This window comes from Streptomyces thermocarboxydovorans, assembly GCF_039524635.1.
GTDB lineage: Bacteria > Actinomycetota > Actinomycetes > Streptomycetales > Streptomycetaceae > Streptomyces > Streptomyces thermocarboxydovorans.
Genome location: NZ_BAAAGU010000025.1, coordinates 37,541 through 62,869, shown reverse-complemented (window position 1 = coordinate 62,869; position 25,329 = coordinate 37,541). Strand labels below are relative to the sequence as shown.

20 protein-coding genes and 1 pseudogene are annotated in these 25,329 nt (G+C 73.6%); 12 read left to right on the top strand and 9 right to left on the bottom strand.

Features of this window, described 5'->3' with window-relative positions:
• Positions 1-128 precede the first annotated feature (128 nt).
• Positions 129-1,460, top strand: coding sequence for a hemolysin family protein (locus ABD198_RS13780; protein WP_344000859.1), 1,332 nt, complete (start codon positions 129-131; stop codon positions 1,458-1,460).
• The gene (locus ABD198_RS13775) at positions 1,457-2,485 is read left to right on the top strand and encodes a hemolysin family protein (RefSeq protein ID WP_344000858.1); all 1,029 of its coding nucleotides are present in this window, start codon (positions 1,457-1,459) and stop codon (positions 2,483-2,485) included. Before ABD198_RS13780 ends, ABD198_RS13775 begins: the two co-directional genes overlap by 4 nt.
• A gap of 77 nt (positions 2,486-2,562) precedes the next feature.
• Here the strand turns inward: ABD198_RS13775 and ABD198_RS13770 are convergent, their stop codons facing one another.
• Positions 2,563-4,419, bottom strand: coding sequence for an AAA family ATPase (locus ABD198_RS13770; protein WP_344000856.1), 1,857 nt, complete (start codon positions 4,417-4,419; stop codon positions 2,563-2,565).
• 431 nt (positions 4,420-4,850) lie between these two features.
• Positions 4,851-5,494, bottom strand: a pseudogene (locus ABD198_RS13765) (uridine kinase family protein).
• 221 nt (positions 5,495-5,715) lie between these two features.
• On the opposite strand from ABD198_RS13765, the gene ABD198_RS13760 reads away from it, so the two are divergent.
• From ABD198_RS13760 to ABD198_RS13750, 3 genes are all read left to right on the top strand, one after another.
• Complete coding sequence (locus tag ABD198_RS13760) at positions 5,716-7,092, top strand: peptidase C39 family protein (protein WP_344000854.1); 1,377 nt, start codon at positions 5,716-5,718, stop codon at positions 7,090-7,092.
• A 124-nt stretch (positions 7,093-7,216) separates the two neighbouring features.
• Positions 7,217-7,357 (top strand): SCO1431 family membrane protein, encoded by a 141-nt coding sequence (locus tag ABD198_RS13755; RefSeq protein ID WP_344000852.1) that lies wholly within the window; start codon positions 7,217-7,219, stop codon positions 7,355-7,357.
• A gap of 738 nt (positions 7,358-8,095) precedes the next feature.
• The gene (locus tag ABD198_RS13750) at positions 8,096-9,268 is read left to right on the top strand and encodes an acyl-CoA dehydrogenase family protein (protein ID WP_344000850.1); all 1,173 of its coding nucleotides are present in this window, start codon (positions 8,096-8,098) and stop codon (positions 9,266-9,268) included.
• A 377-nt stretch (positions 9,269-9,645) separates the two neighbouring features.
• Here the strand turns inward: ABD198_RS13750 and ABD198_RS13745 are convergent, their stop codons facing one another.
• Positions 9,646-10,080, bottom strand: a complete 435-nt coding sequence (locus tag ABD198_RS13745) for a hypothetical protein (RefSeq protein ID WP_344000848.1) — start codon at positions 10,078-10,080, stop codon at positions 9,646-9,648.
• Positions 10,081-10,293: 213 nt separating this feature from the next.
• Between ABD198_RS13745 and ABD198_RS13740 the strand changes: the two genes are divergently transcribed.
• The 4 genes from ABD198_RS13740 (at position 10,294) to fxsA (ending at position 14,474) form a co-directional block, all read left to right on the top strand.
• A complete protein-coding gene (locus tag ABD198_RS13740; RefSeq protein ID WP_344000846.1) occupies positions 10,294-10,734 on the top strand; it encodes an Lrp/AsnC family transcriptional regulator in 441 nt (146 codons plus the stop codon).
• 142 nt (positions 10,735-10,876) lie between these two features.
• Positions 10,877-12,481 carry an amidohydrolase gene (locus tag ABD198_RS13735; protein WP_344000845.1) on the top strand — a complete coding sequence of 535 codons (1,605 nt, stop codon included), beginning with the start codon at positions 10,877-10,879 and terminating at the stop codon, positions 12,479-12,481.
• Positions 12,482-12,990: 509 nt separating this feature from the next.
• Entirely contained in the window at positions 12,991-13,803 is an 813-nt protein-coding gene (locus ABD198_RS13730; protein ID WP_344000843.1) for a polyprenol monophosphomannose synthase, read from the top strand.
• Positions 13,804-13,907: 104 nt separating this feature from the next.
• Positions 13,908-14,474, top strand: coding sequence for an FxsA family membrane protein (gene fxsA / locus ABD198_RS13725; RefSeq protein ID WP_344000841.1), 567 nt, complete (start codon positions 13,908-13,910; stop codon positions 14,472-14,474).
• Between the two features lie 170 nt (positions 14,475-14,644).
• Here fxsA and ABD198_RS13720 read toward each other — a convergent pair whose 3' ends face one another.
• The 4 genes from ABD198_RS13720 to yczE form a co-directional block, all read right to left on the bottom strand.
• A complete protein-coding gene (locus ABD198_RS13720) occupies positions 14,645-15,019 on the bottom strand; it encodes an RNA polymerase-binding protein RbpA (RefSeq protein WP_125496038.1) in 375 nt (124 codons plus the stop codon).
• A gap of 278 nt (positions 15,020-15,297) precedes the next feature.
• Positions 15,298-16,653 (bottom strand): MFS transporter, encoded by a 1,356-nt coding sequence (locus ABD198_RS13715; RefSeq protein ID WP_344000837.1) that lies wholly within the window; start codon positions 16,651-16,653, stop codon positions 15,298-15,300.
• A 52-nt stretch (positions 16,654-16,705) separates the two neighbouring features.
• Positions 16,706-17,482: a glycerophosphodiester phosphodiesterase family protein gene (locus ABD198_RS13710; protein WP_344000835.1), complete on the bottom strand. Its 777-nt coding sequence runs from the start codon at positions 17,480-17,482 to the stop codon at positions 16,706-16,708.
• Positions 17,479-18,189: a membrane protein YczE gene (gene yczE, locus ABD198_RS13705; protein ID WP_344000833.1), complete on the bottom strand. Its 711-nt coding sequence runs from the start codon at positions 18,187-18,189 to the stop codon at positions 17,479-17,481. Before yczE ends, ABD198_RS13710 begins: the two co-directional genes overlap by 4 nt.
• A gap of 64 nt (positions 18,190-18,253) precedes the next feature.
• Between yczE and ABD198_RS13700 the strand changes: the two genes are divergently transcribed.
• On the top strand, positions 18,254-19,753 hold the full coding sequence (locus ABD198_RS13700) for an SCO1417 family PLP biosynthesis transcription factor (RefSeq protein ID WP_344000831.1): 1,500 nt from the start codon (positions 18,254-18,256) through the stop codon (positions 19,751-19,753).
• 511 nt (positions 19,754-20,264) lie between these two features.
• Here the strand turns inward: ABD198_RS13700 and ABD198_RS13695 are convergent.
• Complete coding sequence (locus ABD198_RS13695; protein ID WP_344000829.1) at positions 20,265-21,992, bottom strand: P-loop NTPase family protein; 1,728 nt, start codon at positions 21,990-21,992, stop codon at positions 20,265-20,267.
• Positions 21,993-22,041: 49 nt separating this feature from the next.
• Positions 22,042-22,236, bottom strand: a complete 195-nt coding sequence (locus ABD198_RS13690) for a hypothetical protein (RefSeq protein ID WP_167990790.1) — start codon at positions 22,234-22,236, stop codon at positions 22,042-22,044.
• Positions 22,237-22,541: 305 nt separating this feature from the next.
• On the opposite strand from ABD198_RS13690, the gene ABD198_RS13685 reads away from it, so the two are divergent.
• Positions 22,542-22,934 (top strand): ankyrin repeat domain-containing protein, encoded by a 393-nt coding sequence (locus ABD198_RS13685; RefSeq protein ID WP_344000827.1) that lies wholly within the window; start codon positions 22,542-22,544, stop codon positions 22,932-22,934.
• 324 nt (positions 22,935-23,258) lie between these two features.
• Positions 23,259-24,677, top strand: coding sequence for a HEAT repeat domain-containing protein (locus tag ABD198_RS13680; RefSeq protein WP_344000825.1), 1,419 nt, complete (start codon positions 23,259-23,261; stop codon positions 24,675-24,677).
• Positions 24,678-25,329 lie beyond the last annotated feature (652 nt).

Below are 25,329 nucleotides of genomic sequence, written 5' to 3'. Positions count from 1 at the left end.
CCACAGGGGCTCCTGCTACCCGAGGAGTGACTCCCTCCGGCGATGGACGGATCGTCCTGCAGTACCTGCGCCGCCCCCTGCCGACATAGCGCGGACCGAGTCCGCGCCCGTGCGGAGGCGGCGGCATCATGACCATCCCTCTGCTGCTTCTCGCAGCCGCGTTCCTGCTGATTCTCGCCAACGGATTCTTCGTGGCCGCCGAGTTCGGCCTGGTCACCGTCGAGCGACAGGACGCCGAGCAGGCCGCCGCGGACGGCGACCGCCGCGCCCGCCGCGTGGTCGCCTCCCTCAAGGAGCTGTCCTTCCAGCTCTCCGGCACCCAGCTCGGCATCACCATCACCTCCCTGGTCGTCGGCATGCTCGCCGAACCGGCGCTCGCCCAGCTCCTGGACGGCCCGCTCAAGGCGATCGGCATCCCCGGCGGTGCCGTGCCCGGCGTCTCGGTCGTCGTCGGCATGCTGGTGGCCTCGGCCGTGCAGATGGTGATCGGCGAACTCGTGCCCAAGAACTGGGCGGTCTCCCGCCCGCTCCAGGTCGCGCGCTTCGTGGCCGGCCCCCAGCACGTCTTCGCCCGCGTGTTCCGCCCGGTCATCGCCGGGCTGAACGCGGTCGCCAACCGCCTGGTGCGGCTGCTCGGCATCGAGCCCGCCGAGGAGCTGGCCTCCGCCCGCACCCCCGGCGAACTGGTCTCCCTCGCCCGGCACTCGGCGCGGGCCGGAGCCCTGGAACAGGACACCGCCGACCTGTTCGTGCGGACCCTGTCCCTGGGCGGGCTGACCGCCCAGCACGTGATGACCCCGCGCGTCAAGGTCAGCGCCCTCCAGGCCTCGGCCACCGCGCAGGACGTGGTGAACCTCACCCGGGCCACCGGACTGTCCCGCTTCCCCGTCTACCGGGAGCGGATCGACGAGATCACCGGCATGGTCCACCTCAAGGACGCCCTCGCGGTGCCGGCGGCCGACCGGCTGCGCACCCCGGTGCACGAGATCGCCCGCCCGGCGCTGCTCGTCCCGGAGACCCTGCCGGTGCGTCCGCTGCTGACCCGGCTGCGCAGCGAGCAGCCGATCGCCGTGGTCGTCGACGAGTACGGCGGCACCGCCGGTGTCGTCACCCTGGAGGACATCGTCGAGGAGATCGTCGGCGAGGTCCGCGACGAACACGACGGTCACGACGCCCCCGAGCTGATCGCCGCCCCGCCCGAGGACGGCAACCCGGCCTGGGACGTCGACGGCAGCGCCCGCCTGGACGTCCTGCTGCGCATCGGACTCGACGCCCCCGAGGGCCCGTACGAGACGGTCGCCGGCCTGGTCGCCGATCTGCTCGGCCGGATCCCGGCCGTCGGCGACCGGGCCGAGCTGCCCGGCTGGCAGCTGTCGGTGCGCCGGGTCGGGCACTACCGCGCCGAACGCGTCCGGCTGGTCCGCACCGCGCCGCTGCCGCTGGTGGAGGCGGCGGGATGAGCGTGCTGCAACTTCTCTTCGCCGCGCTGCTCGTGCTCGCCAACGGATTCTTCGTCGGCGCCGAGTTCGCGCTCGTGTCGGTCCGCCGCAGCCAGATCGAGCCGCTCGGCACGGCCCGCGCCCGCCAGGTCCTGTACGGCCTGGAGCATCTGCCGCAGATGATGGCGGCGGCCCAGTTCGGCATCACCGTCTGCTCGCTGACGCTGGGCGCGGTCGCCGAGCCCACCGTCGCCCGGCTGCTGGAGCCGGTCTTCACCTGGATCCATCTGCCGCACGGCATGGTCCACCCGCTGGGCTATGTCATCGCGCTCGCCGTGGTGGTCTTCTGCCATCTGGTCATCGGCGAGATGGTGCCGAAGAACCTCGCCATGGCGGCCCCCGAGAAGGCCGCGCTGTGGCTCAGCCCCGGCCTGGTGTGGTTCGCCCGGCTGTGCCGCCCGGTCACCGTGGCCCTCGGTGCCTGCGCGCACGCGGTGCTGCGGCTGTTCCGGGTCGAGCCGAAGGACGAGGTGGAGGCCGTCTTCACCAGCGAGCAGCTCAACCGGCTGGTGGAGGACGCCGGCCAGGCGGGTCTGCTCGACCCGGAGGAGGCCGAGCGCCTCGAGGACGCCCTGGAGCTGGGCTCCCGCCCGGTGACGGACGTCCTGCTGAAGCGCGAGTCCCTGGTCACGGTCGACCCGGCGGTGACCCCCGCGCAGATCGTGGAGCTGACCGCCCGCACGGGCTACAGCCGGTTCCCGATAGCGGTGGGCGACGGCGCCTTCATGGGCTACCTGCATGTGAAGGACGTGCTCGATCTGGAGGACTCCGACCGGGCGGTGCCGCAGCGGCTGTGGCGCCGGATGACGACCCTGCGCCCGGAACTCCCCCTGGACGACGCCCTCACGGTGATGCGGCGGGCCGCCACGCACCTCGCCCAGGTGACCGACGCCTCCGGCAAGGTGCTGGGCCTGGTCGCCCTGGAGGACGTCCTGGAGATGCTGGTGGGCGAGGTGCGCGACCCCGCGCACCGGCAGCTCGCCTAGCCGCACGCGAACCGGTGCCTCCCTCGTGCCCGCAGCGGGGCGGGGGAGGCACCGACGGGCTTCGCCCGGGTGAGGTCCTAGGTGAGGTCCTGCGGCCCGCGACCCGACAGGACCTCGCCGTACGCCTGCATCAGGTCCGGCAGCCGCAGCGTTGCCAGGTCCTCCCGGCTCAGCTCGCCCGGATACATCGACAGCCGCAGATCCCGGTAGGCGCAGCTCTTCTCGTACAGCGTGCGCAGGAACCGCCCGTTGCCCAGCTCGTCGATCCAGCCCTGGTCCACCACGTGCCCGGCGATGGAGCGCAGCTCCTCCACGGCCTCCTCGTCCCAGACGTCGCCGTTCTCCGCGGCCAGCACCTTGCCGATCTCCACCAGTTCCAGGGGCCGGTAGGAGGGGAAGTCGATGCGGGTGGTGAAGCGCGAGGACAGCCCCGGGTTGGCGGCGAGCAGGCGGTCCATGCCCTCGGGATAGCCGGCCAGGATCACCACCAGGTGGTCCCGGTTGTCCTCGGCCCGCTTCAGCAGCACCTGGAGCGCCTCGTCGCCGTAGGCGTCGCCCTTGCCGTAGCCGGAGTTGGACAGCGCGTACGCCTCGTCGACGAAGAGCACGCCGCCGAGCGCGGAGTCGATCAGTTCGTTCGCCTTGACGGCGGTCTGCCCCAGGTACTCGCCGACCAGGTCGGCCCGCTGGGCCTCCACCAGGTGGTCGCCGCCGAGGAGTCCGAGGGCGTAGAAGACCCGGCCGAGGATCCGGGCCACGGTGGTCTTTCCGGTGCCGGAGGGCCCGGAGAAGATGAAGTGCCGTTTGGGCGGCTGCACCGGCAGGCCCTGCCCGGCCCGCAGCCGGGCCATGTTCAACTGCGCCGACAGCGCCTTGACCTGGCGCTTGACCGGCTCCAGGCCCACCATGCGCTCGAGCTCGGCGAGCGCCTCCTCGAGTAACGCCGCGTCGGTGGGCCCGGTGGGCACGGGGGAGGCCGTTGCGCCCGTCCGCTCCCGCACCCCGGACCCGCCGCCCGGCGGCGTGGTCACCGGCGGTGCCTCGGGATCGCCGAGCCGCAGCTCCCGCCCCTCGGTGCCGAACAGCGGATCGAGGATGTCCGGACCGTCCAGCACGTCCTGGCCCGCGTCGGTGAGCGTGGCGGTGGCCAGGTCTGCCGAGTCGTCGTAGCCGTCGCCCTCGGCGATCGCCGCGAGCCGGGCCGAGGTGTCCATGAACGCCGGATCGACTCGGTGCACGGCCCGGTACAGGGGGAGCGCGGCGGCGCTCCGGCCGGTGCCCTCGTGCGCCCGCGCGAGCCAGTAGCGCAGCTCCTTGCGCTGTGGCTGCTCGCTGCGGCAGCGCATCAGGGCCGCCGACAGCAGCGGCTCGGCCTGCCCGTACATCTCCAGCCGCACCCGGGCCATGCCGCCGAACAGGCCGGCCTCGATGCCGAGCATCGGGTCGTCGAGCAGCGGGTCGGTGTGCCGGACGAGCTGCTCCCAGTCCTTGACGAGGTAGGCGCGGCAGGCGTGCAGGAAGCGGACCTGCGGGTCGGTGTCCACCGGGGGCAGCCCGGCGAGCGCCCGGTCCAGCTCCGGTACGTGCCGGCCGTCCAGCCAGTGGGAGGCGTGCGCCAGCAGCAGGTCGCGGGGCTTCTCCAGCACCGGCTGCACCCACCAGCCCAGCCAGTACCAGGAGTTGAGGGTGCGTCGGTGCCGGGCGCGCTGCTCGCCGAAGCGGTCCCGGTAGCGGAACATGCGCAGCAGCGCGGTCGTCGTGTCCACGCGCAGCGCGTGCAGGCCCAGCCAGGCGTCGGCCATGCCCGGGTCGAGCCGCACCGCGGTGCGGAACTCCTCCTCGGCCTGCGGATACGCGCCCATGGTGTAGGCGTCCACGCCTCGCAGCCAGGCGAGGTCGGCCGGGGCCTGCGGGCCCTGCGTGCCGAAGTCCATCACGTCCCCCACAAACCGTGCCCCCGTCGGTCTGCCGCCGGGCCCCTCGCCCGACAGCTGCCTCTGGTCGAACCGCTGTGCCGCGGACCGGAGTTGCAAGGTGCGCGAAGCAGTGTCCGTAGGTCGCACCGGGGTGCATCGTACCTGCGGGGGCGGGGCCTGACCCAGTGCGCCGTGCAGGTCGTGGTGGGGACCGGCGGAGGCGGCGGGGGCCGGACATGCTCACCCAGGGTGAGCAGAAGATGCCGCTCGGCGTCCGGGAAATGTGAAGTGGACAGAACGAAGCCCCCGATCACGGGGGAACAACCGGGGGCTTCGCGTCTGGCGGCGACTCGGTGAGTCGCACACCGAGAACGTAAGACCTGTACGGGCTTTGGGTCAAGCCGAGTTGGAGCACTCAGGACACTTGTCCGACACCCTTCTTCACAAGGTCAACACATCGCGGACGGCCCGTCACCGTCCGTACAGGAGGAGCCCAACTCACGCGTCACAACAGGCCCTGGAGCACCTCGTACCCCTCCTCGCGCTGCCGCACCAGAAGGTCGGCGTACGGGCGCGAGGGGTCGCGAGCGAAGTGCTCGCGCTCCGCCTTGACCCACCCGTCCCAGAACTCCCGCTGCTCCTCCCCGTCCCGTGCCCGGCCGCGGGCCCAGGCCTCCTTTTCGGGCAGGTCCATCCACAGCAGCAGCGCCAGATGCGGCCGCAGCGCCCGCCGTCCCGCGCCCACGCCCTCGACCAGGATCACCGAGGCGGGCGGCAGCGCGCGGGCCGGGCCGAAGCGCCGGGTCCGCCAGTCGTAGGGGGAGTAGTGGGCGGTTGCCGCCCGGCGGAGCGGCTCGATCACCTGACTCAGCAGCCGCTCCGTCCAGTCGAACAGCTGCTCGTGGCTGGCGATGTCGTCCAGCCGCAGCACGGGCGCGCCGCCCAGCGCACGGGCCAGCTCCATGGCGAAGGTGGACTTTCCGGACCCGGCGTGCCCGTCGACGCCCACCAGCCGCACCGGGCCGCAGGAGGGCGGGAGCCGGCGGATGCGGGAGGCGAGCGCGTGCAGGTCCGATTCCAGGGGAGCGTGAATGGCTGGTTCCAGGGGTGGAGGAGGGGGGACTGACGGGTGAACTCTAAGCCCTCCATTGGTCGAGTCCGATGTCGGTCGGCGCGGCACGGCCCGGAGTGCTGGCCAGGCCCGTCCCGCTGTGTTCATAGTGGGCGCACACCCGCTCCAACCGGTGGACGCACGCCGTCCGGCCGGCCCCGCACGGTCCTGCCCCGACTCGACACCTTGGGGGTCCTCCACCCATGAGCAGAGCCGAACAGCCGTCCCGCAGAACCCTCCTGGCCGCAGCCGTCGTCGCCGCCGTCGCGGGCGGCGCCGCCCCGGCGTCCGCGAGCAGCATGACCACCGTCCCTCCGGCCGGCGGCACCGCCGGCGGCCGGGCTCCCGCCCGCCCCGTGGACAACCGGGCCTGGATCACGTACACCGACTGGCGCTCCGGCACCGCCCGCGGCACCCGCGCCGTCGCCGGCACCCGCCCCGGCGTGGTGATCGCCAAGCCCGCGGGCACCACCGACTACACCGACCCGCACACCGGCCGCACCGCCGCCTGGGAGTACGCCGTCTGGACGTCCCCGGTCCACCGGCTCTCCGTCCCCGCCACCGAGGTCATCGCCTCCTGGAACGCGCACACCCCCGGCGGCACCTGGCTGCAGGTCGAGCTGAGGGCGACCTACTCCGACGGCACGGACAGCCCCTGGTACGTCATGGGCCGCTGGGCGGCCGGCGACCAGGACATCCGGCGCACCTCCGTGGACGACCAGAGCGACGGCACCAGCACCGTCTGGACCGACACGCTGTCCCTCGACGACCCCGCCCCGGGCCTGCGGATCGTCTCCTACCGCCTCCGCCTGACCCTCTACCGCAGGCCCGGCACCAAGCTCACCCCGACCGTGTGGCGGCTCGGCGCCATGGGCTCCGACATCCCCGACCGCTTCACCGTTCCGGCCACCGAGCCCGGCCTGGCCGAGGAACTGATCGTCCCGCGCTACTCGCAGGAGATCCACAAGGGCCAGTACCCCGAGTACGACAACGGCGGCGAGGCCTGGTGCAGCCCCACCTCCTCGCAGATGATCATCGAGTACTGGGGCGGCCGCCTCACCAAGGAGCAACTGTCCTGGGTGAACCCGGACTACGCCGACCCGCAGATCTGCCACGCGGCCCGCCACACCTACGACCACCAGTACGCCGGCTGCGGCAACTGGCCGTTCAACGCCGCCTACGCGGCCACCTTCAAGGACCTGCAGGGCGTGGTCACCCGGCTCGGGTCCCTCACCGACCTGGAGACGCTGATCGCGGCCGGCATCCCCGCCATCACCTCCCAGTCGTTCCTGAAGGAGGAGCTGACCGGCGCCGGCTACGGCACCTCGGGGCATCTGATGACTGTGATCGGCTTCACCGCCGAAGGCGACGTGATCGCCAACGATCCCGCCTCCCCGAGCAACGCGGCGGTGCGGCGCGTCTACCGGCGCCGGGAGTGGGAGAACATCTGGCTGAGGACCAAGCGCTACAACGCCTCCGGCAACGTCGTCTCCGGCACCGGAGGGGTCTGCTACCTCTACTTCCCGGCCCGCCCGACCGCGCGGCAGCGCAAGGCCCTCGCGGCGGTGGGCGTGCGCTGAGCCCGCCGGCCGTGTGACCAACGTCTCGGCCGCAAAAGCCGCTCTCGGTGGCAAGGTGGACACCGCCCCGGTCCCTGTCGTCCGGGGCGGACCACCGCACCACCGAGAGCAGCAGCGAGCAGCCATGACCGCGACCGCAGCCACCGCACCCCGCGTCCGCACCGGCGGACCCCAGGAAGACGGCCCGAAGATCCTCGAGCACGTCGCGGGATGGACTCTCGTCGTGGCCGTCGCGATGCTGGTGACCCAGCTCGGGCTGCTCTGAGCCGACCGGTCGGGGCTCTTCGAGCTCCCGTACCCCTTTGCGTGGCGGGCGCGCGGTTGCGAGCGGGCTCGTCCCAGCGCTGCGCGTGCGCTCCGCCGCGCCCCTGCCGATCCCGGCCGGCAGCGACTGCTCCCTGGGCGCGCCGCGCCGAACTCCCGGCCGTCGGGCGGAGGTTGTTCGCCTGCGCCTCCTGCCGCGCCCCCCTCCTTGGACGGCTTCGCCCGCCAGGCGCGGGCTCCAACTCCCGCCCGCCGGGCGGGTGCACCGCACCATCGACCGCTGTCCGCGGCGGAGCCGTCATCGCCGGCGCCCCGCACAGCTCTGACCTGCCCGAGCGCTGTTTCCCCCTCGCCCGCGCCGGCGGGCTGCCACGCTCCGGGGATGCCCGCACTCCGGGCGCCGCCCGTGTCGCTCAGCAGCTCCGCGAGCCGCCGCTGCCCCCCGGTGCGGCCCGGGTACCGCAGCCCCACGGGCGGAGCCCGTCTCGCCGCGCGGCGGGCCCGGAGAGCAGGTACGAAGGAAGGTGCGAAGGCAGCCGAAGGGTATCCTTGAGTGAGCGGTCGTTAACCAGTGACTTGCTGTGGTCCATCCGGCATACTCACAGCGCACAGCCGCTGGTCAGGACCCTCCGAGACCCGGAGGGGCGACCGCGGCCGAGGCGTCAGAACGACCCAGGCGGATGTGCCCTCACCACGGGGCCCGGCCGCCAGTGCCCGAAAGAGGGAGGAGAGCGTCGCCATGCCCGACCGCGCCCCGCAGCCGGTGGACCGGCAACTGCCCACGGACGAGGCCCGGGACCTGATCTCGCTCGTGCGTGACATCGCACAGCGTGAGATCGCCCCGAAGGCCGCCGAGGAGGAGGACGCCGGGCACTTCCCCCGCGAGCTGTTCTCCCTGCTCTCCGACTCGGGGCTGCTGGGCCTGCCCTACGACTCCGAGTACGGCGGCGGCGACCAGCCCTACGAGGTCTACCTCCAGGTGCTCGAAGAGCTCTCCATGGCGCGGCTGACCGTCGGACTCGGCGTCAGCGTGCACACCCTCGCCTCCTACGCGCTCGCCGCCTACGGGACGAAGGAGCAGCGGACCGAGCACCTGCCCGCGATGCTCGGCGGCGGCCTCCTCGGCGGCTACTGCCTCTCCGAACCGGCGTCCGGCTCCGACGCCGCCTCGCTGCGCACCCGGGCGGTGCGCGACGGCGACGACTGGGTCATCAACGGCACCAAGGCGTGGATCACCCACGGGGGCATCGCCGACTTCTACACCGTCATGGCCCGCACCGGAGAGGAGGGCCCGCGCGGGGTCACCGCCTTCCTGGTGCCCGGCGACGCGGAGGGGCTGAGCGCCGCCGCGCCCGAGAAGAAGATGGGGATGAAGGGCTCGCCCACCGCGCAGATCCACCTCGACGGCGTCCGCGTCTCCGACGACCGGCGGATCGGCGAGGAGGGCCAGGGCTTCTCCATCGCCCTGTCCGCCCTGGACGGGGGCCGGCTCGGCATCGCGGCCTGCGCGATCGGCCTGGCCCAGGCCGCGCTCGACGAGGCGCTGCGCTACGCCAAGGAGCGGCGCCAGTTCGGCAAGCCCATCGCGGACTTCCAGGGCCTGCGGTTCATGCTGGCCGACATGGCCACGCAGATCGAGGCGGGCCGCGCCCTGTACCTGTCAGCGGCCCGGCTGCGCGACGCCGGCCGGCCGTTCTCCAAGCAGGCCGCCATGGCCAAGCTGCACTGCACCGACACGGCGATGCGGGTCACCGCCGACGCCGTCCAGATCCTCGGCGGATACGGCTACACGGCGGACTTCCCGGTCGAGCGCTTCATGCGCGAGGCCAAGGTGCTGCAGATCGTCGAGGGCACCAATCAGATCCAGCGCATGGTCATCGCTCGTCATCTCGCGGGACCTGAGGCACGCTGAACTGACTGAGCCCCCGCCAGGGCGCCGCGAGCCGGGACCACTCCGGGTCGTGGCGCCCCGGCAGGGTGCGACCGCGGTCCGCCCAGGTCCGCATCATGTCCCGGTAGATGGGCGGGTCCGGCAGCTGCGGCGGGGCCGGCGCGAACGCCGGCGGCGGTACGAAGACACGGCGTTGACGCCCGGTCGTCGAATACGTGGGGGTCGTCATACCTGGGCAACGCGGGAGCCACCGGACAGGTCACCGACCCGCGGAATAGGGCGTGCGTTCGCCGGGGCGTCCGCGACCGGACGACGACCGGGGCGTCGCCGGTGATGGGCTGGTGATGGGCCGGTGATGGAGCGAGGGCGGCGCGGGGGCCGCCCCCGGCACGGTGCACTCAGGCGGCGTGGCGCCGCATCACGGGAACCCGGATCGGACGCGAGCCCGGGCCGCCCACGTGCGAGAACGGCTGGGTCCGCCAGTCGAGTCCCTGAGGGAGCGTCAACAGCAGTCCCGTGTCCTGCTCCTGGGGTGTGACGGTCTCGTCCGCCGGGCGGGCCTCCGAGGCGCTGCGGCCGGTGCCGGGGCACACCGTGAGGCCGAACGGGTTCCACGGAGAGGCGCACAGCGCGTGCTCCGGCAGGACCTCCTCGTCTGCCAGCAGGGCGATGGGCTGCGCGCAGTCCGGGCAGATCACCCGGTACATCTCGAAGGTGTCGTACGCGTCGTCCTCCTCGGCCAGGGCGTCGGGTTCGACGCCCTCCGGCTCGGGCTCGACGACCTGCTGCCGCCGCTTGGGCACGCTACGACCAGGGCGCTTAACACTCTGCATTGGGTTCTCCCCCTCGGGCTGGGCCGTTCAGGCACTGCGGCCTCGACCACAGCAAGCACTTCCCGCCGCCGATCCGGGGTAATCACGAGAACATCACGGAAGCCGTTCGAAGCTTGTGGTGTTCGTCACATGCCTGCGGCAGATCACGAACCGGGTGCTGCCTGGCCTGCTCAGGTATCCGAGGAGATCAAGCGCACTGTAGGTTCTTGCGCCATGGAGGAGCTGGACCGACAGATCGTGCAGCTGCTCGTCAAGGACGGGCGGATGAGCTACACAGACCTGGGCAAGGCCACGGGCCTGTCCACGTCGGCCGTGCACCAGCGGGTGCGCCGGCTGGAGCAGCGTGGCGTCATCCGCGGCTATACCGCGGTCGTCGACGCGGAGGCCGTCGGACTGCCCCTGACGGCGTTCATCTCGGTCAAACCCTTCGACCCCAGCGCCCCGGACGACATCGCGGACCGCCTCGCCGGAGTGCCCGAGATCGAGGCCTGCCACAGCGTCGCGGGCGACGAGAACTACATCCTCAAGGTCCGGGTCGCCACCCCGCACGAGCTCGAGGAACTCCTCGCCCGGGTCCGCTCCCTGGCGGGCGTCTCGACCCGCACGACCGTGGTCCTCTCCACGCCGTACGAGGCCCGCCCGCCGCGCATCTGACCGGCGGGGCCCCGACCTGCCGTGGGACGCCTGCCCGCCGTGCCGTGGGGCGGTCCCGGCCCGGCGCGGGGCGACCGCGCGACCTGCCGCAAGGCACGACCTGGTTGCCGGGCGGAGCGGGCGACGCGCGAGACTGTGGGGCATGAGTGAACGCGCCGCCCCCTCCCGCACCGTCCTGCTCCGCCGGGGAGAGATCCACAGCCCCGCCGACCCCTTCGCCACCGCGATGGTCGTGGAGCGGGGGCAGGTCGCCTGGGTCGGCTCCGAGGGGGCCGCCGACGCCTACGCGGACGGGGTCGACGAGGTGGTCGATCTCGACGGGGCGCTGGTCACCCCGGCGTTCACCGACGCGCATGTGCACACCACCGCGACCGGTCTCGCCCTCACCGGGCTGGACCTGTCCGGGGCGCCCACCCTCGAGGACGCGCTCGCCCGGGTACGGGAGTTCGCCGCCGCCCGCCCGCACGACCGGGTGCTGCTGGGGCACGGCTGGGACGCCGCCCGCTGGCCCGGCGGACGGCCGCCCACGCGTGCGGAACTGGACGAGGCCACCGGCGGACGCCCCCTGTACCTCAGCCGCATCGACGTCCACTCCGCGGTCGTCACCACCGCGCTCCTCGACCTCGCCGGCGGTGACGTGACCCGCGAGGACCGGCCGCTCACCGGCGACGACCACCACGCCGTGCGCGCCGCCGCGCTCGCCGCCGTCACGCCCGCCCAGCGCACCGAGGCCCAGCGCGCCGCCCTCGCCCGGGCCGCCTCGCTCGGCATCGGCACCGTCCACGAGTGCGGCGGCCCGGAGATCTCCTCCGAGGACGACTTCACCGGCCTGCTGCGCCTGGCCGCCGAGGAGGACGGCCCGCGGGTCGTCGGCTACTGGGCGGAGCGGGACGCCGCCAAGGCCCGTGAGCTGGGCGCGATCGGCGCCGCGGGCGACCTGTTCGCCGACGGCGCCCTCGGCTCGCACACGGCCTGCCTGCACGAGCCGTACGCCGACGCCGATCACACCGGCACCGCGCACCTGGACGCCGCCGCCGTCGCCGCCCATGTCGTCGACTGCACCGAGGCGGGCCTCCAGGCGGGCTTCCACGCCATCGGCGACGCCGCGGTCACCACCGTCGTCGAGGGCCTGCGCGCCGCCGCAGACAAGCTCGGCCTCAACCGGATCCGGGCCGCCCGGCACCGGATCGAGCACGCCGAGATGCTCACCGAGGAGACCATCGCCGCCCTCGCCGAACTCGGCCTCACCGCCTCCGTGCAGCCCGCCTTCGACGCCCTCTGGGGCGGCGAGGACGGCATGTACGCGCGGCGCCTCGGCCCCGAGCGGGCCAGGACCCTCAACCCCTTCGCGGCCCTGCTGCGCGCCGGCGTGCCGCTCGCCTTCGGCTCCGACAGCCCGGTCACCCCGCTCGACCCGTGGGGCACCGTGCGCGCCGCCGCCTTCCACCGCACCCCGGAGCACCGGGTCTCGGTGCGCGCCGCGTTCACCGCGCACACCCGGGGCGGCTGGCGGGCGATCGGCCGCGACGACGCGGGCGTCCTGGTGCCCGGAGCCCCCGCCGACTACGCCGTGTGGCGCACCGGGGAGCTGGTGGTCCAGGCGCCCGACGACCGGGTGGCCCGCTGGTCCACCGACCCCCGCTCCGGCACCCCCGGACTGCCCGACCTCACCCCCGGCCGTGACCTGCCGGTCTGCCTGCGCACGGTGGTCGGCGGGCGCACCGTGTACGTACGGCCGGGCGAGTGATCTACGGGTGCGGCGCGGTGACGATCATGCGCCGCGCCGCCGTGGCGCGACCTGCGCTTCCTCCACGCTGACCAGGCATTTGAACCACATTGTGCAGGTCAAACGACTGTTGACAGGCGGCGGATCGGGGCCGGTAGGTTCGGCCGGGTCCACCATCGGACGCCCCGACCGGGGAACTTCCGCCACTCGTGGCAGGCCGCTGGGTCAGGGACGGTGTGCCGCACCGGAGCACCGTCACTGGGAGCCAGGCTCAGCGTCGGCGCGGCGGCGAGGGGAACGTTCCGGCCGCCGGGGAGGTGCGACCCGGGTGGGGCCCGTGCGCTCAGTAGACAACGGCTTCAGGTCGACCCGCAGCCGGCGGGTCCCGGGCCGGCCCGAAGGGCGCCGGGCCTCCATCCGCCGCCGCACACGTAACTGGCATCACTGGCCGCCTCGAACGTCCCGTCACGTCAGCGCAGGCCGCGACCACTAAGGTGGGGACCCTGCGGACAGAACATGAAGGGGCAGCAGTGAACGACGGCGACGGGACCCTGGAGTCGGAGACCCAGGGGAGGCGGTTCGGCCCGCTCGGCACGACCTTGGTGATCATCCCGACCTACAACGAGGCGGAGAACATCAAGGCGATCGTCGGCCGGGTGCGCGAGGCCGTCCCGGAGGCGCACGTCCTGGTCGCCGACGACAACAGCCCCGACGGCACCGGCAAGCTCGCCGACGAACTGGCCGCCGAGGACGAGCAGGTCCAGGTGCTGCACCGCAAGGGCAAGGAGGGCCTCGGCGCCGCCTATCTCGCCGGCTTCCGCTGGGGCATGGAGCACGGCTACGGCGTGCTCGTCGAGATGGACGCCGACGGCTCCCACCAGCCCGAGGAGCTGCCCCGGCTGCTGACCGCGCTCAAGGGCGCCGACCTGGTGCTGGGCTCCCGCTGGGTGCCCGGAGGGCGCGTGGTGAACTGGCCGAAGTCCCGGGAGTTCATCTCGCGCGGCGGCAGCCTCTACTCGCGCCTGGCGCTGGATCTGCCGCTGCGCGACATCACCGGCGGCTTCCGCGCCTTCCGCCGCGAGACCCTGGAGGGCCTCGGACTGGACGACGTGGCCTCCCAGGGCTACTGCTTCCAGGTCGACCTCGCCCGCCGCGCGGTCAAGGCCGGCTACCACGTGGTCGAGGTGCCCATCACCTTCGTGGAGCGGGAGCTCGGCGACTCCAAGATGAGCCGCGACATCCTCGTCGAGGCGCTGTGGCGGGTCACCGCCTGGGGCGTGTCGGAGCGGGCGGGCAAGCTGCTCGGCCGGGGCGCGGGCAGGAAGCCCCGTACGGGCCGCTGATCACGGCAGCGACCGTCCGCCGATCACCGCATCGACTGCCTGACCCGCTTACCCCGCTTGCCCCGCTTATCCCGCACTGAGCCGGGCCCAGGCACACTGGAGTCATGACGACTGGCGCTCAGACCCCGTATCCCGCCCGGCCCCGCCGCTCCCGGCTGCGCACCTGGCTGCCGCTGGGCGTGGCCGCGTGGCTGGTGCTGGAGATCTGGCTGCTCACGCTGGTCGCCGGGGCGTCCAGCGGGCTGGTGGTCTTCCTGCTGCTGGTGGCGGGCGTGGTCCTCGGCTCCGTCGTCATCAAACGGGCCGGTCGCCGGGCGTTCAGGAGCCTGAGCGAGACCCTGCAACAGCAGCAGGGCGGCGTCGTTCCGGGCAGCCGGCCCAGCAGCGAGGGCAACGGGCTGACGATGCTCGGCGGTCTGCTGCTGATCATCCCCGGCCTGATCTCGGACGCGGTGGGTCTGCTGCTGCTCCTGCCGCCGGTGCAGAAGGCCGTCAGCCGCTACGCCGAGCGCACCTTCGAGCGCAAGCTGCGCGAGGCGGCCCAGGGCAGCCTGGGGGACGCCTTCCAGCAGGCCCGCATCCGCCGGCCGGACGGCAAGGTGGTGCAGGGCGAGGTCATCCGCGACGAACCGGACACCCCGCAGGAGCCCCGCCCGCCCCTGTCCCGCTGACGCCCGCCCCTGTCCCGCTGAGGCCTCTGTCCGCTCACGCGGGCACAGCACGGGGCGGGCCGAGGACCCGCACAGCACAGGACCGCGGGCGCGACACCGGATGATCCGTATCGCGCCCGCGGTCCTGTCACCGCTGTGCGCTGGGTGCTACTCCCAAGCCCCCGCAGGGGTCACGCCGACTTCCGGCTGTCCCGGGGATGAACAGCGATGTTCATCGCGCCGGAGCGCAGCACGGCCAGACGCTCCTCGAGGACCTCTTCGAGCTCCTCTCGGGTGCGCCGCTCCATCAGCATGTCCCAGTGCGTACGCGCGGGCTTGGCCTTCTTCTCCTCGGGGCCGTCGCCGTCCACCAGAAGTGCCTGGCCACCGCAGACCTTGCACTCCCACTCCGGCGGGATCTCCGCCTCGACCGAGAAGGGCATCTCGAAGCGGTGCCCCTTCTCGCATGCGTACTCCACGGCCTGGCGCGGAGCCAGGTCGATGCCGCGGTCCGTCTCGTAGCTGGTCACCACGAGGCGCGTGCCGCGAAGAGCTCGCTCACTCATGAATCGTGCCTCCCGGGCTTGTCGCCCACAGGACAGGTGTCGCTGTCGTCGTCATCCGGTCAACGTCCGGGCGGCGGTAAAGATTCCCGTCCCGAGTCCCGTTCCGGGTCATGCGTCGCCGTCGTAGCCGCAGCCTTGTCAACCAGTGCAGTACCCCCCGACGTCCGGTTTGTCACCTCTGTGGGCAGATGTGACCCAGCGGTTCGGCATCGTTGACGCGCAGTAACGGTACGCCTGGCAGGCCAAACGCGTACACTACAGCCCTTTCGCTCCGAGTGCTAAATCCGCTCGGGAACCGGGTTCCCCGCCTCACCGATCGCACGCCGCACCGGAACCCGCGCCAGCAGCACGAATCCGAGCACGAAGAACGCGACCAGCGAGACGATCGCGTCCCGGTAGCTGCCGGTGAGCTGGTAGGTGAGCCCGAACAGCAGCGGCCCGAGCCAGCTCATGCCGCGGTCGCTGATCTCGTACGCCGAGAAGTACTCGGCCTCCTTGCCCGGCGGGACCATGTGGGAGAACAGCGAACGGGACAGCGCCTGGGTGCCGCCGAGCACCAGGCCGATCCCGGCGGCCAGCACGAAGAACCACGCCGGAGCGCCGGCCGGGAGGAAGTAGCCGGCCGCCAATGTCAGCGTCCAGGCCACCAGCGAGCCGAGCACGGTCCGCTTCGTGCCGTGCCGGCGGGCCAGCCGGCCCAGCGCCAGCGCGCCCGCCACCGCCAGGACCTGCACCAGCAGCACGGCGGCGATCAGCGTGGACTGGCCGAGCCCCAGCTCCCTGGAGCCGTAGACCGAGGCCTGGGAGATCACCGTCTGGACGCCGTCGTTGTAGACGAGGTACGCCAGCAGGAACGCCAGGGTCAGCGGATGGCGCCGCATGTCGCGGAGCGTGGCGGCCAGCTGCCGGAACCCGGGCACGGCCGCCTCCCGTTCCTCCCCCGCTCCGGCGCGGCGGTCGCGCAGCCGGCGCAGCGGCACCAGGGTGAAGGCCCCCCACCACAGACCGGCCGAGGCCAGGCAGATCCGGACGGCCGTGCCCTCGGACACCCCGAAGGTGTCGTGCTGCGTGTAGAGGACCAGATTGGCGACGAGCACCAGGGCACCGGCCGCATAGCCGAAGGCCCAGCCGCGGGAGGAGACCGCGTCGCGCTCCTCGGGCGCGGCGATCTGCGGCAGATAGGAGTTGTAGAGCATCATCGCCACGGACTGCGCGGCGTTCGCCACCACCAGGAGCACTCCGCCGAGCAGATAGCGCTCACCGTCGAGGAAGAACATGCCGGCCGTGGCCCCCGCCCCGGTGTAGGCGGCGGCCGCGAGCAGCGGCTTCTTGCGCCCGGTGCGGTCGGCGGCGGCGCCCACCAGCGGCATCATCAGCACCGCAAGGATCACCGACAGCGACACGCAGTACGCGAAGAAGCTTCCCGCCCGCACCGGGACGCCCAGCGGGTGGACGAACCCGTCCGCGTCCGCCGCCGCCTCCGCGACCGTGGTCAGGTACGGGCCCAGGAAGACGGTGAGGACGCTCGTGGAGTACACGGAGCAGGCCCAGTCGTAGAAGTACCAGCCGCGCTGCTCGCGGCGCCTCCCGGCCGCCTCGTCCGGCGCCGGTGACCGCACGGTTCCGATGCCCACGCGTGCCCCTCGCTTTCCCCGTGAACGCGCTGCGAGGTGCCGGGGACCTGGTCTAGACCCAGATGCCGCGGTCCTCCATGACCCTGCGCAGTGTCTCGATGTGATCGGTCATGATGCCATCCACGCCCAGGTCCAGGAGCCGGTGCATCCGCTCCGGCTCGTTGACCGTCCAGACGTGCACCTGCAGCCCGAGCGCGTGGGCGGTGTTCACGAAGCGCCGGTCCACCACCGTCACGCCCGACTGCTCCTCGGGCACCTGGGCGGCCACCGCCGAGCGGCGCACCGGCGCCGGCAGGCCCCAGGAGCGCAGCCGCAGCCTCAGCACGCCCCGGGTGCCGAACGAGGTCGCCAGCCGCGGCCCGGCCAGCCGCTGGGCGCGCACCACGCGGGCCTCGGAGAACGAGCCCAGGCAGATCCGGTCCCAGGCGCCGGTGCGCTCGAGAAGCTCCAGGAGCGGCAGCAGGGCGGGCTCCGCCTTCACATCGACGTTCCAGCGCACCTCGGGGAAGGTCTCCAGCAGTTCCTCGAAGAGCGGCACCGGCTCCTCGCCCGCCACCCGCGCCTGCGCCACGTCCCGCCAGGGCAGGTCGGCGATCCGGCCGGCGCCGTCGGTCACCCGGTCCAGCGTCTCGTCGTGGAAGGCGACCAGCCGCCCGTCGCGGGTGGCGTGCACATCGGTCTCGATGTAGCGGTAGCCCGCCGCCACGGCCCTGCGGAACTGCCGCACGGTGTTCTCCAGGCCGTCCGCCGTCCCGCCCCGGTGGGCGAAGGCGATCGGGGCCGGGTGGTCGAGGTAGGGGTGGCGCGGCGGGCGTATCGGCGAGGTCACCGACGCAGTATCGCTCGCCGCGGCTGCCCGGCGGCAACCACCGTGGTGCCCTCCGGGCCCGTGGGGACGGCGAACAGGCGCAGGAACAGCTGGGCCAGCGGGCCGATCGCCAGCGCGTACAGCAGCGTGCCAAGGCCGACGGTGCCGCCGAGGACGAAGCCGGTGGCCACCACGGTGATCTCGAGGACCGTGCGGACCAGGCGGATGGACAGCCCCGTGCGCTGGTGCAGCCCTGTCATCAGCCCGTCCCGCGGGCCGGGGCCGAAGCGCGCCGCGATGTACAGCCCGGTGGCCGCGCCGTTCAGCACCACGCCCGCGACCATGAACGCCACCCGCGCGGGAAGGCCGTGCGCGTCCGGCACCACCGCGAGCGTGGCGTCCATCGCCGCGCCGATCACCAGCACGTTGGAGACCGTGCCCAGCCCGGGCCGCTGGCGCAGCGGGAGCCACAGCAGCAGCACCGCCGCGCCCACCACGGTCAGCACCAGGCCCATCGACAGTCCGGTGCGCTCGGACAGGCCCTGGTGCAGCACGTTCCACGGCTCGAGGCCCAGCCCCGATCTGACCAGCAGCGCCGAGCTCGCCCCGTACAGCGCCAGTCCCGCGTACAGCTGGAACAGCCGCCGTGGCAGCTGCCGGGGCCGGGATGAGTGACCGGACACGTGGATGCCCCCTGGAGGGAAGGTGGTGGAAGTGGACCGACGCATGACACCCTGTGGCTTGGACGGAGAAGCCATCCATGGCCAATCCGGGGAAGGTGGACTGATTCTCATGGCGCAGTGGACCTCGGCGGTGGGGGCCGCCCAGCTCGCCCGGCAGCTCAAGTCCCAGCAGGAGCGCCCGGCCGGGCCCGGCACCCGGCGCCCGCCCGCCTACCGGGCCCTCGCCGACGGCATCCGCCTGCTGGTGCTGGAGGGCCGTGTCCCGGTCGCCGCCCGGCTGCCCGCCGAGCGCGAACTGGCCCTCGCCCTGTCCGTCAGCCGCACCACCGTCGCCGCCGCCTACGAGGCGCTGCGCAGCGAGGGATTCCTGGAGTCCCGGCGCGGCGCGGGCAGCTGGACCGCCGTGCCGGCCGGCAACCCGGTGCCCGCGCGGGGCCTGGAGCCGCTGCCCCCGGAGGCGCTCGGCTCGCTGATCGACCTCGGCTGTGCGGCCCTTCCCGCGCCCGAACCCTGGCTGACCCGGGCCGTGCAGGGCGCCCTGGAGGAGCTCCCGCCCTATGCGCACACCCACGGCGACTATCCCGCCGGGCTGCCCGCGCTGCGCTCGATGATCGCCGAGCGCTACACGGCGCGCGGCATCCCGACCATGCCCGAGCAGATCATGGTGACCACCGGGGCGATGGGCGCCATCGACGCCATCTGCCACCTCTTCGGCGGCCGGGGCGAGCGCATCGCGGTGGAGTCGCCCTCGTACGCCAACATCCTCCAGCTGATGCGCGAGGCCGGCGCCCGTCTCGTTCCCGTCGCCATGGCCGAGGGCCTCGCGGGCTGGGACATGGACCGCTGGCGGCAGGTGCTGCGGGAGGCCGCACCCCGCATCGCCTACGTCGTCGCCGACTTCCACAACCCGACCGGGGCGCTCGCCGACGAGGACCAGCGGCGCCGCCTGGTGGACGGGGCCCGTTCGGCGGGGACGGTGCTGGTCGCCGACGAGACGATGAGCGAGCTGTGGCTCGACGAGGACGTGGAGATGCCCCGCCCCGTCTGCGCCTTCGACCCGGCCGGCTCCACCGTGATCACCGTCGGCTCGGCCAGCAAGGCCTTCTGGGCCGGCATGCGCATCGGCTGGGTGCGGGCCGCCCCCGACGTGATCCGCAGCCTGGTCGCCGCACGCGCCTACGCCGACCTCGGCACACCGGTGCTGGAGCAGCTGGCGGTGCACTGGCTGTTCGGCACGGGCGGCTGGGAGCAGGCCGTCGAGGTGCGGCGCACCCAGGCCCGCGAGAACCGGGACGCGCTGGTGGCCGCCGTGCGGCGGGAGCTGCCGGACTGGGAGTTCGAGGTGCCCCAGGGCGGACTGACCCTCTGGGTGCGCACCGGCGGTCTCTCCGGCTCCCGGCTCGCCGAGGCGGGCGAACGCGTCGGCGTCCGCGTCCCCTCCGGCCCGCGCTTCGGCGTCGACGGCGCCTTCGAGGGCTACGTCCGCCTGCCCTTCACCGTGGGCGGCGCCGTGGCCGAGGAGGCAGCCTCCCGCCTGGCCGCAGCGGCCCGCCTGGTCGAAACGGGCGGCACGTCGGGAGCGGAGCCGCCGCGGACGTTCGTGGCGTAGGGCCTGCGTGCCGCCGCTCGGCGGGGGAGCCCGTCGGCCGGATCGCGCCTCGGGGAGGCACTGGTGACGGCCTGAGGAGAGAGGCACCGGCGGTACTGGGGAGCCCAACGCGAGGAGCCGGCGGCCAGGAGCCCCAGGGCCGGGAGCCGGCGGTGGCCCGGGAGCGGGGCGCCCTGGGTGGTCCAGCGGGGCTCGGGGGCCTCACGCCCGAGCCTGCGCCAGGAACGTCGGGGCCGGGTGGTTCAGCGGGGTTCGGGGGCCTCACGCCCGGGCCTGCGCCAGGAGCGCCGGGGCCGGGTGGTTCAGCGGGGTTCGGGGGCCTCACGCCCGGGCCTGCGCCAGGAACGTCGGGGCCGGGAGCCGCGGGCCTCAGGGAGACCTTGGCGCCGGGAGCTCCGCGAGGGCGCGGGAGCGGGGCTGGGCCCGGAGTGGCGCAGGGCCTCGGCCTCGGGGCCCTGCGCCCCCATGAGCCTCGGGGCCGGGAGTCGGCACCCGCCGGGGGCGACGGTCCTCAGGAGGACTCGGCGACCGCCGCTTCCCGGGCCGGTTGCTGCGTGGTGGGGCCGGGGGCCAGGGCCTCGGCGGGGACCTTGGGCTCGTCGGGATCCGTCGTGTCCTGTGCGTCCCGGGCCGGGGCTCGGTCCGACGGGACCTTCTCCAGGCGGACCGCCGGGGCCGGGGTGTCCGCCTCCTGGGCGGCCGCGTCCTGGTGGGCTTCCTCGTCCGCCGGGGTCGTGCGCGGCGGGAGCAGCTCGAGGACGGCCTGGCGCAGGGACTCGCTGGTGGCGTCGTCGTAGGGGTTGGGGGTGGCCGGGACCTGGAGCCGGTGGACCGGGCCGGTGCCGAGGCGGGCGTAGCCGCGGCCGGCGGGGATCTGGTCGACCGGGGTGCTGGGCGGCGGGGCGCCCAGGACGGACTCCAGCTGCTCGGCCGTGGCCGGGCCGAGGACGACCCGCGCCCGGGTGTGCTGCCGCACGGTCTCGCTGAGGGTCTCCAGGCTGTCGAGCTGGTCGGCCACCACGACCGTGACGTTCGCCGGGCGGCCGTGCCGGAGCGGCATGTGGAGCAGCGCCTGGGGGTCCGGGCGGCCGTCCGCGGCGGCCAGATGCGTGAAGACGGTCGGGCGGTCCAGCAGGATCCACAGCGGCCGCCGGGTGTCCTCGGGCGGCGGGTCGCCCGCCTGGTGCGCCCGGTTGACGGCGATCAGCCGGCGCTCGGTCTCCTGCGCGGCCCACTTCAGGCTCTCCGCCGCCCCGGCCGGACCGCACTCGACGGCCAGCACGCCGTCCCGGCCGGTCAGGCAGGCGTACTCGCCGGTGCCGCCCCCGTCGATGATCACGACGTCGCCGTGCTGGAGGGCCTGCAGCGCGATGGAGCGCAGCAGGGTCGAGGTGCCGCTGCCCGGCTGGCCGAGGGCGAGCAGATGCGGGGCGGTGGAGCGGATGCCGGTGCGCCAGACCACGGGCGGCACGTCGCGCCGTTCCTCGCCATGGGTGAGCGGCAGGGTGCGCTGCACCCGGATCGGGTCGGTGAAGCCCAGGACGGTCTCGCCGGGGGACGTGACGAAGCGCTGGACGGCGATGTCGACCGGCAGCGGCGCGAGGGCGCACAGCGTGAGCAGGTTGCCCTCCTCGTCCCAGGCGAAGTGGTACTCGCGGTCGCGCCCCGACTTGGCGGCGAGCAGGTGCTCGATCCGGGCGCGGGACTCCGGCTCGCCGTCGGGGAAGTAGGCGGGGTAGCTGATCACCAGGTGGGTCATCCGGCTGGCGCCGTCGAACTCGTACTCCGGGAACGCCTTGTCCCACGCGCCGCCGTGGCTGTAGAGCGGCTCGGGGTCGTCGGGGGTGGAGAAGTACGGCACCAGCGCCTCGTAGAGCGACTTGAGGCGCTGGCTGCGGGACGGGTCCGGCCCCTGGGGGGCCTTCGGTCTGCGGTCCCGGCCCTGCCAGGCCGCCGCCGCCATCACGGTGATGACGGCGAGCAGCGGGCCGTACGGCATCAACGCCACGACCAGGACCACCGAGGCCGCCAGGAAGAGCAGCGGACCGCGCCGGTCCTTGGGGGTCTCCGCCCATCTGCGCCGGCCGGCCGAGGCCAGCCGGCGCAGTCCGCGCGTGATCGTGATGAGCGGATGGAGGACGTCCGTGGCGCTGTCGGCCGCCGTCCGGGCCAGCTCCCGGCTCCGGGCGAGCTGCGCGCCGCCGTGGCTGAGGATGCGGGGGAGGGGGCGCCGGGCCACTGATGCCTCCAGAGGGTGCGTACGAGCGGGCGGGGGGTGGGGCGGCGGCTCAGAACCTGAGCCCGCCCAGGAGACTGGCCAGGCTCTCGCCACCGGCCTTGATGCTGGGGGCGATGGCCGTGCTGGCCAGGTAGAAGCCGAACAGCATGGCGACCAGCGCGTGCGACAGCTTCAGTCCGTCCTTGCGGAAGAAGATGAAGACGACGATGCCGAGCAGCACCACGCATGAGATCGAGATGAACATGTGAGTTCTCCTGGTTCGGGGACGGTCACCCTGAGTACTTCCAGGCTCACAGGATGTGTCTATACGATAAAAGGTGCAACTGGGTGCATTTGGTCGCTTTTCGCTCACGTGGCTCAGAGGGCGTGTCGCCCCGTTGCCTCGGGTGGTTGCGTCCGGTCGGCTCTGCCGTGATCTTTACCTCGGGCGTCGCGGCTCATGTGCCGCACGAGCCAGTACCCTGGCGATTCACCCGTACGGCGCTGCACCGCTCGCAGGCGTACGCCCGTCCCCGCAGTCCCCGAAGCAAGTGAGAGGCGGTCCGGCCGATGACTGAAGCCCCCGACCCCGAGGTCGTGGAGCTGGCGACCAAGATCTTCGATCTGGCCCGCAGGGGCCGGACCGAGGAGCTCGTGGCCTACGTCGACGCGGGCGTCCCGGCCGGCCTCACCAACGACCGGGGCGACTCGCTGGTGATGCTCGCCGCCTACCACGGGCACGCCGGGACCGTACGGGCCCTCCTGGAGCGCGGCGCCGACGCCGACCGCGTCAACGACCGCGGCCAGACCCCCCTCGCGGGGGCGGCCTTCAAGGGCGACGCCGAGGTGACCAAGGCGCTCCTCGACGGCGGCGCCGATCCGAACGCGGGGACGCCCTCGGCCGTCGACACCGCGCGCATGTTCGGCCGGGCCGAACTGCTGAATCTGTTCGGCGAGCACTGAGCCGGACACCCGAGCGAGCGCCCGCCGGGGCGCTCTGACCAGTGAAGACACGGAAAACGGGGGAGGCGGTACAGGGCCGCCGAAATATCGGTCGCGGTGGATGTGACCGCCGGGTCATCATGACGACGTGGTTCACGGACGTGATGGCTGGGCAGCTCTTGCCGCACCGCGCGGGCCGTGATGCGGCCCGCCAGGGCCACCGACGAGAGGCAGAGGAAGATGGTCTACAGCAAGCAGGAAACGGCGGGCGCCCCGACGTGTTGTCACGCGGCCAGGTAGTGCACACCCCCGGTTGCGTCGACGCTTGATGTGAGGCTGTTTCCCATGTTCGATCCGGTCATAGCGCCCAGCGGTACGCTGCTCGGCCTGCTCCAGCGGGGCCGCGGCGACGGCACGCTGCACGCGCTCACCGCCCCGCGCTCCGAGGCGCTCGCGGCGCTGAACCACTGTGTGCTGCGCGACCCGCGCCACGACTGGCAGGTGGAGAACCGCTCCCTCTACTACGCCCGCCTCTACCTCGATCTGCACGGCGAACTGGACGCGATCGAGGCCCACCTCTTCGACCCCGAGGACGTGCTCGACACCGACGAGTCACGCACCGGACTCGCTCTCGCCGTCCTCGGTCATCTGGCTTCCTACGGCAGGCGGGAGGCCCTGGACCTGCTCCGCAGGTACGCCGCCCACGGCACCAACTGGACCTGGGCCCTGGACGAGCTGGCGCTGCGCGACGACGACGAGGGCCTGCGCGCCCTGGCCGAGCCCGTGCTGGCCCGGTTCCCCGAGGGCGCCGAGGGCGACGCGGAACTGGCCGCGACCGTGCGGGACTCCTTCGAACCCCGGCCCTGGCGGCTGTGGGCCGACGATCCCCGCCCCGCCGTCGCCGCCCGCGTGCGGGCCGCCCACGAGAGCGGCTGCTTCGACCGATGGCAGCGGCAGATGCGCCCGGCCGGACCCCGGCCCGGATGGAGCGTGCGGGCCGTTCTCGAATGGGCCCAGCAGGGCGTCGAACGCGGCGCCGCGCTCCACGTCCCCGCCGCCCGCTGCCTCACCGCCGTCGCGGGCCCCGAGGACCGGCCCGAGATCGTCCGGGCCGCCCAGGACGGCACCGAGGGAGCCCGCTGCACCGCCCTGCGCTACCTCGCCGACAGCAACGATCCCGAGGTGCTCGATTTGATCGAGCAGGCCGTGGCCACCGGCTCCGCACCCGTCGTGGAGGCCGCTGTCGACTCCTTCGAACGCATGCGCAGTCTCGCCGCCGTGGACCGGGCCCGCGCCTGGGCCCGCAGGCCCGACCGGCTGGGCGCCGCCGCCGGCCGCGTGCTCGCCTGCCGGGGCGGCGCCCAGGACCGCGACCTGGTCCTCGCCGCCCTCCGCGAGGCGGTACGCGGCGACGGACCCGACGCACCCACCCTGTGGACCCTCGTCGACGGCGCCGGACGCCTGGGCATCGGCTGCGCCGCCCCCGTCCTGCGCCACATCTACCGAGAGACCGCCTCCTCCCACCTGCGCGGCCGCGCCGCCCGCGCTCTCGCCGCCACCGACCCCTCCTTCGGCCGGGGCTTCGCCGTCGAATGCCTCTGGGACTGCGAGGAGACCACCCGCGAACTCGCCGCCCGCCACGCCGAGACCGGCGACACCCGCGTCGTCGAGCGCCTGCGCCGCCTCGCCGCCGACCCGGCCGAGGAGGCCGAGGTCCAGACGGCCGTCCGCAGCCGCATCGGCCAGGAAGGCACGGCCGTGTGAATCCCATCGCCGCCGCCGGCTGAACGGCGCCCACGAACGATCGAGGCGGCCCCGTCGGCCCTGTGTCCACGGAAGTGGGGCAGGGCCGGCGGGGCCGCCTTCGTGTGGCTTGAGGCGCGCGGGGTGTGAAGTCCACGGGGCGCCCGGGGAGGCGGCCGGGAGCTGCCGGGCGGATGACGGCGATGAGCGGTGGGCCGGCGATGCACCCCGCTCGGTGGGCGCAGGAAGGGCCGCCGCCGTCCGGCGGCGGGGCGCCGGACGGGCGTGAGCGCCGGGGACGGGCCTGGCCGGCGGTGCTCACTTGTGCTGCGTCGGCCGCACCCGCACAGCACGTCGTGGGGCTGACCTCGTGCGGCTCTGTGGCGGCGGGCCGGTGCGAGACGTGCGGGTGTGCCCGGGGGGCGCTCGGCGTCCACGTCTGCTGCGCCGACCGCGTGGCACGGCACGTCGTGGGACCGGCCTCGTGCGGCTCTGTGGCGGCGGGCCGGTGCGAGACGTGCGGGTGTGCCCGGGGGCGCTCGGCGTCCACGTCTGCTGCGCCGACCGCGTGGCACGGCACGTCGTGGGACCGGCCACGTGCGGCTCTGTGGCGGCGGGCCGGTGCGAGACGTGCGGGTGTGCCCGGGGGGCGCTCGGCGTCCACGTCTGCTGC

What these genes read in the sequence shown, in the direction of transcription:
- ABD198_RS13780 (WP_344000859.1), top strand. Translation starts at nt 129, where the DNA reads ATGACCATCCCTCTGCTGCTTCTCGCAGCCGCGTTCCTGCTGATTCTC.
- ABD198_RS13775 (WP_344000858.1), top strand. Translation starts at nt 1,457, where the DNA reads ATGAGCGTGCTGCAACTTCTCTTCGCCGCGCTGCTCGTGCTCGCCAAC.
- ABD198_RS13770 (WP_344000856.1), bottom strand. Translation starts at nt 4,419, where the DNA reads ATGGACTTCGGCACGCAGGGCCCGCAGGCCCCGGCCGACCTCGCCTGG.
- ABD198_RS13760 (WP_344000854.1), top strand. Translation starts at nt 5,716, where the DNA reads ATGAGCAGAGCCGAACAGCCGTCCCGCAGAACCCTCCTGGCCGCAGCC.
- ABD198_RS13755 (WP_344000852.1), top strand. Translation starts at nt 7,217, where the DNA reads ATGACCGCGACCGCAGCCACCGCACCCCGCGTCCGCACCGGCGGACCC.
- ABD198_RS13750 (WP_344000850.1), top strand. Translation starts at nt 8,096, where the DNA reads ATGCCCGACCGCGCCCCGCAGCCGGTGGACCGGCAACTGCCCACGGAC.
- ABD198_RS13745 (WP_344000848.1), bottom strand. Translation starts at nt 10,080, where the DNA reads ATGCAGAGTGTTAAGCGCCCTGGTCGTAGCGTGCCCAAGCGGCGGCAG.
- ABD198_RS13740 (WP_344000846.1), top strand. Translation starts at nt 10,294, where the DNA reads ATGGAGGAGCTGGACCGACAGATCGTGCAGCTGCTCGTCAAGGACGGG.
- ABD198_RS13735 (WP_344000845.1), top strand. Translation starts at nt 10,877, where the DNA reads ATGAGTGAACGCGCCGCCCCCTCCCGCACCGTCCTGCTCCGCCGGGGA.
- fxsA (WP_344000841.1), top strand. Translation starts at nt 13,908, where the DNA reads ATGACGACTGGCGCTCAGACCCCGTATCCCGCCCGGCCCCGCCGCTCC.
- ABD198_RS13720 (WP_125496038.1), bottom strand. Translation starts at nt 15,019, where the DNA reads ATGAGTGAGCGAGCTCTTCGCGGCACGCGCCTCGTGGTGACCAGCTAC.
- yczE (WP_344000833.1), bottom strand. Translation starts at nt 18,189, where the DNA reads ATGCGTCGGTCCACTTCCACCACCTTCCCTCCAGGGGGCATCCACGTG.
- ABD198_RS13700 (WP_344000831.1), top strand. Translation starts at nt 18,254, where the DNA reads ATGGCGCAGTGGACCTCGGCGGTGGGGGCCGCCCAGCTCGCCCGGCAG.
- ABD198_RS13690 (WP_167990790.1), bottom strand. Translation starts at nt 22,236, where the DNA reads ATGTTCATCTCGATCTCATGCGTGGTGCTGCTCGGCATCGTCGTCTTC.
- ABD198_RS13685 (WP_344000827.1), top strand. Translation starts at nt 22,542, where the DNA reads ATGACTGAAGCCCCCGACCCCGAGGTCGTGGAGCTGGCGACCAAGATC.
- ABD198_RS13680 (WP_344000825.1), top strand. Translation starts at nt 23,259, where the DNA reads ATGTTCGATCCGGTCATAGCGCCCAGCGGTACGCTGCTCGGCCTGCTC.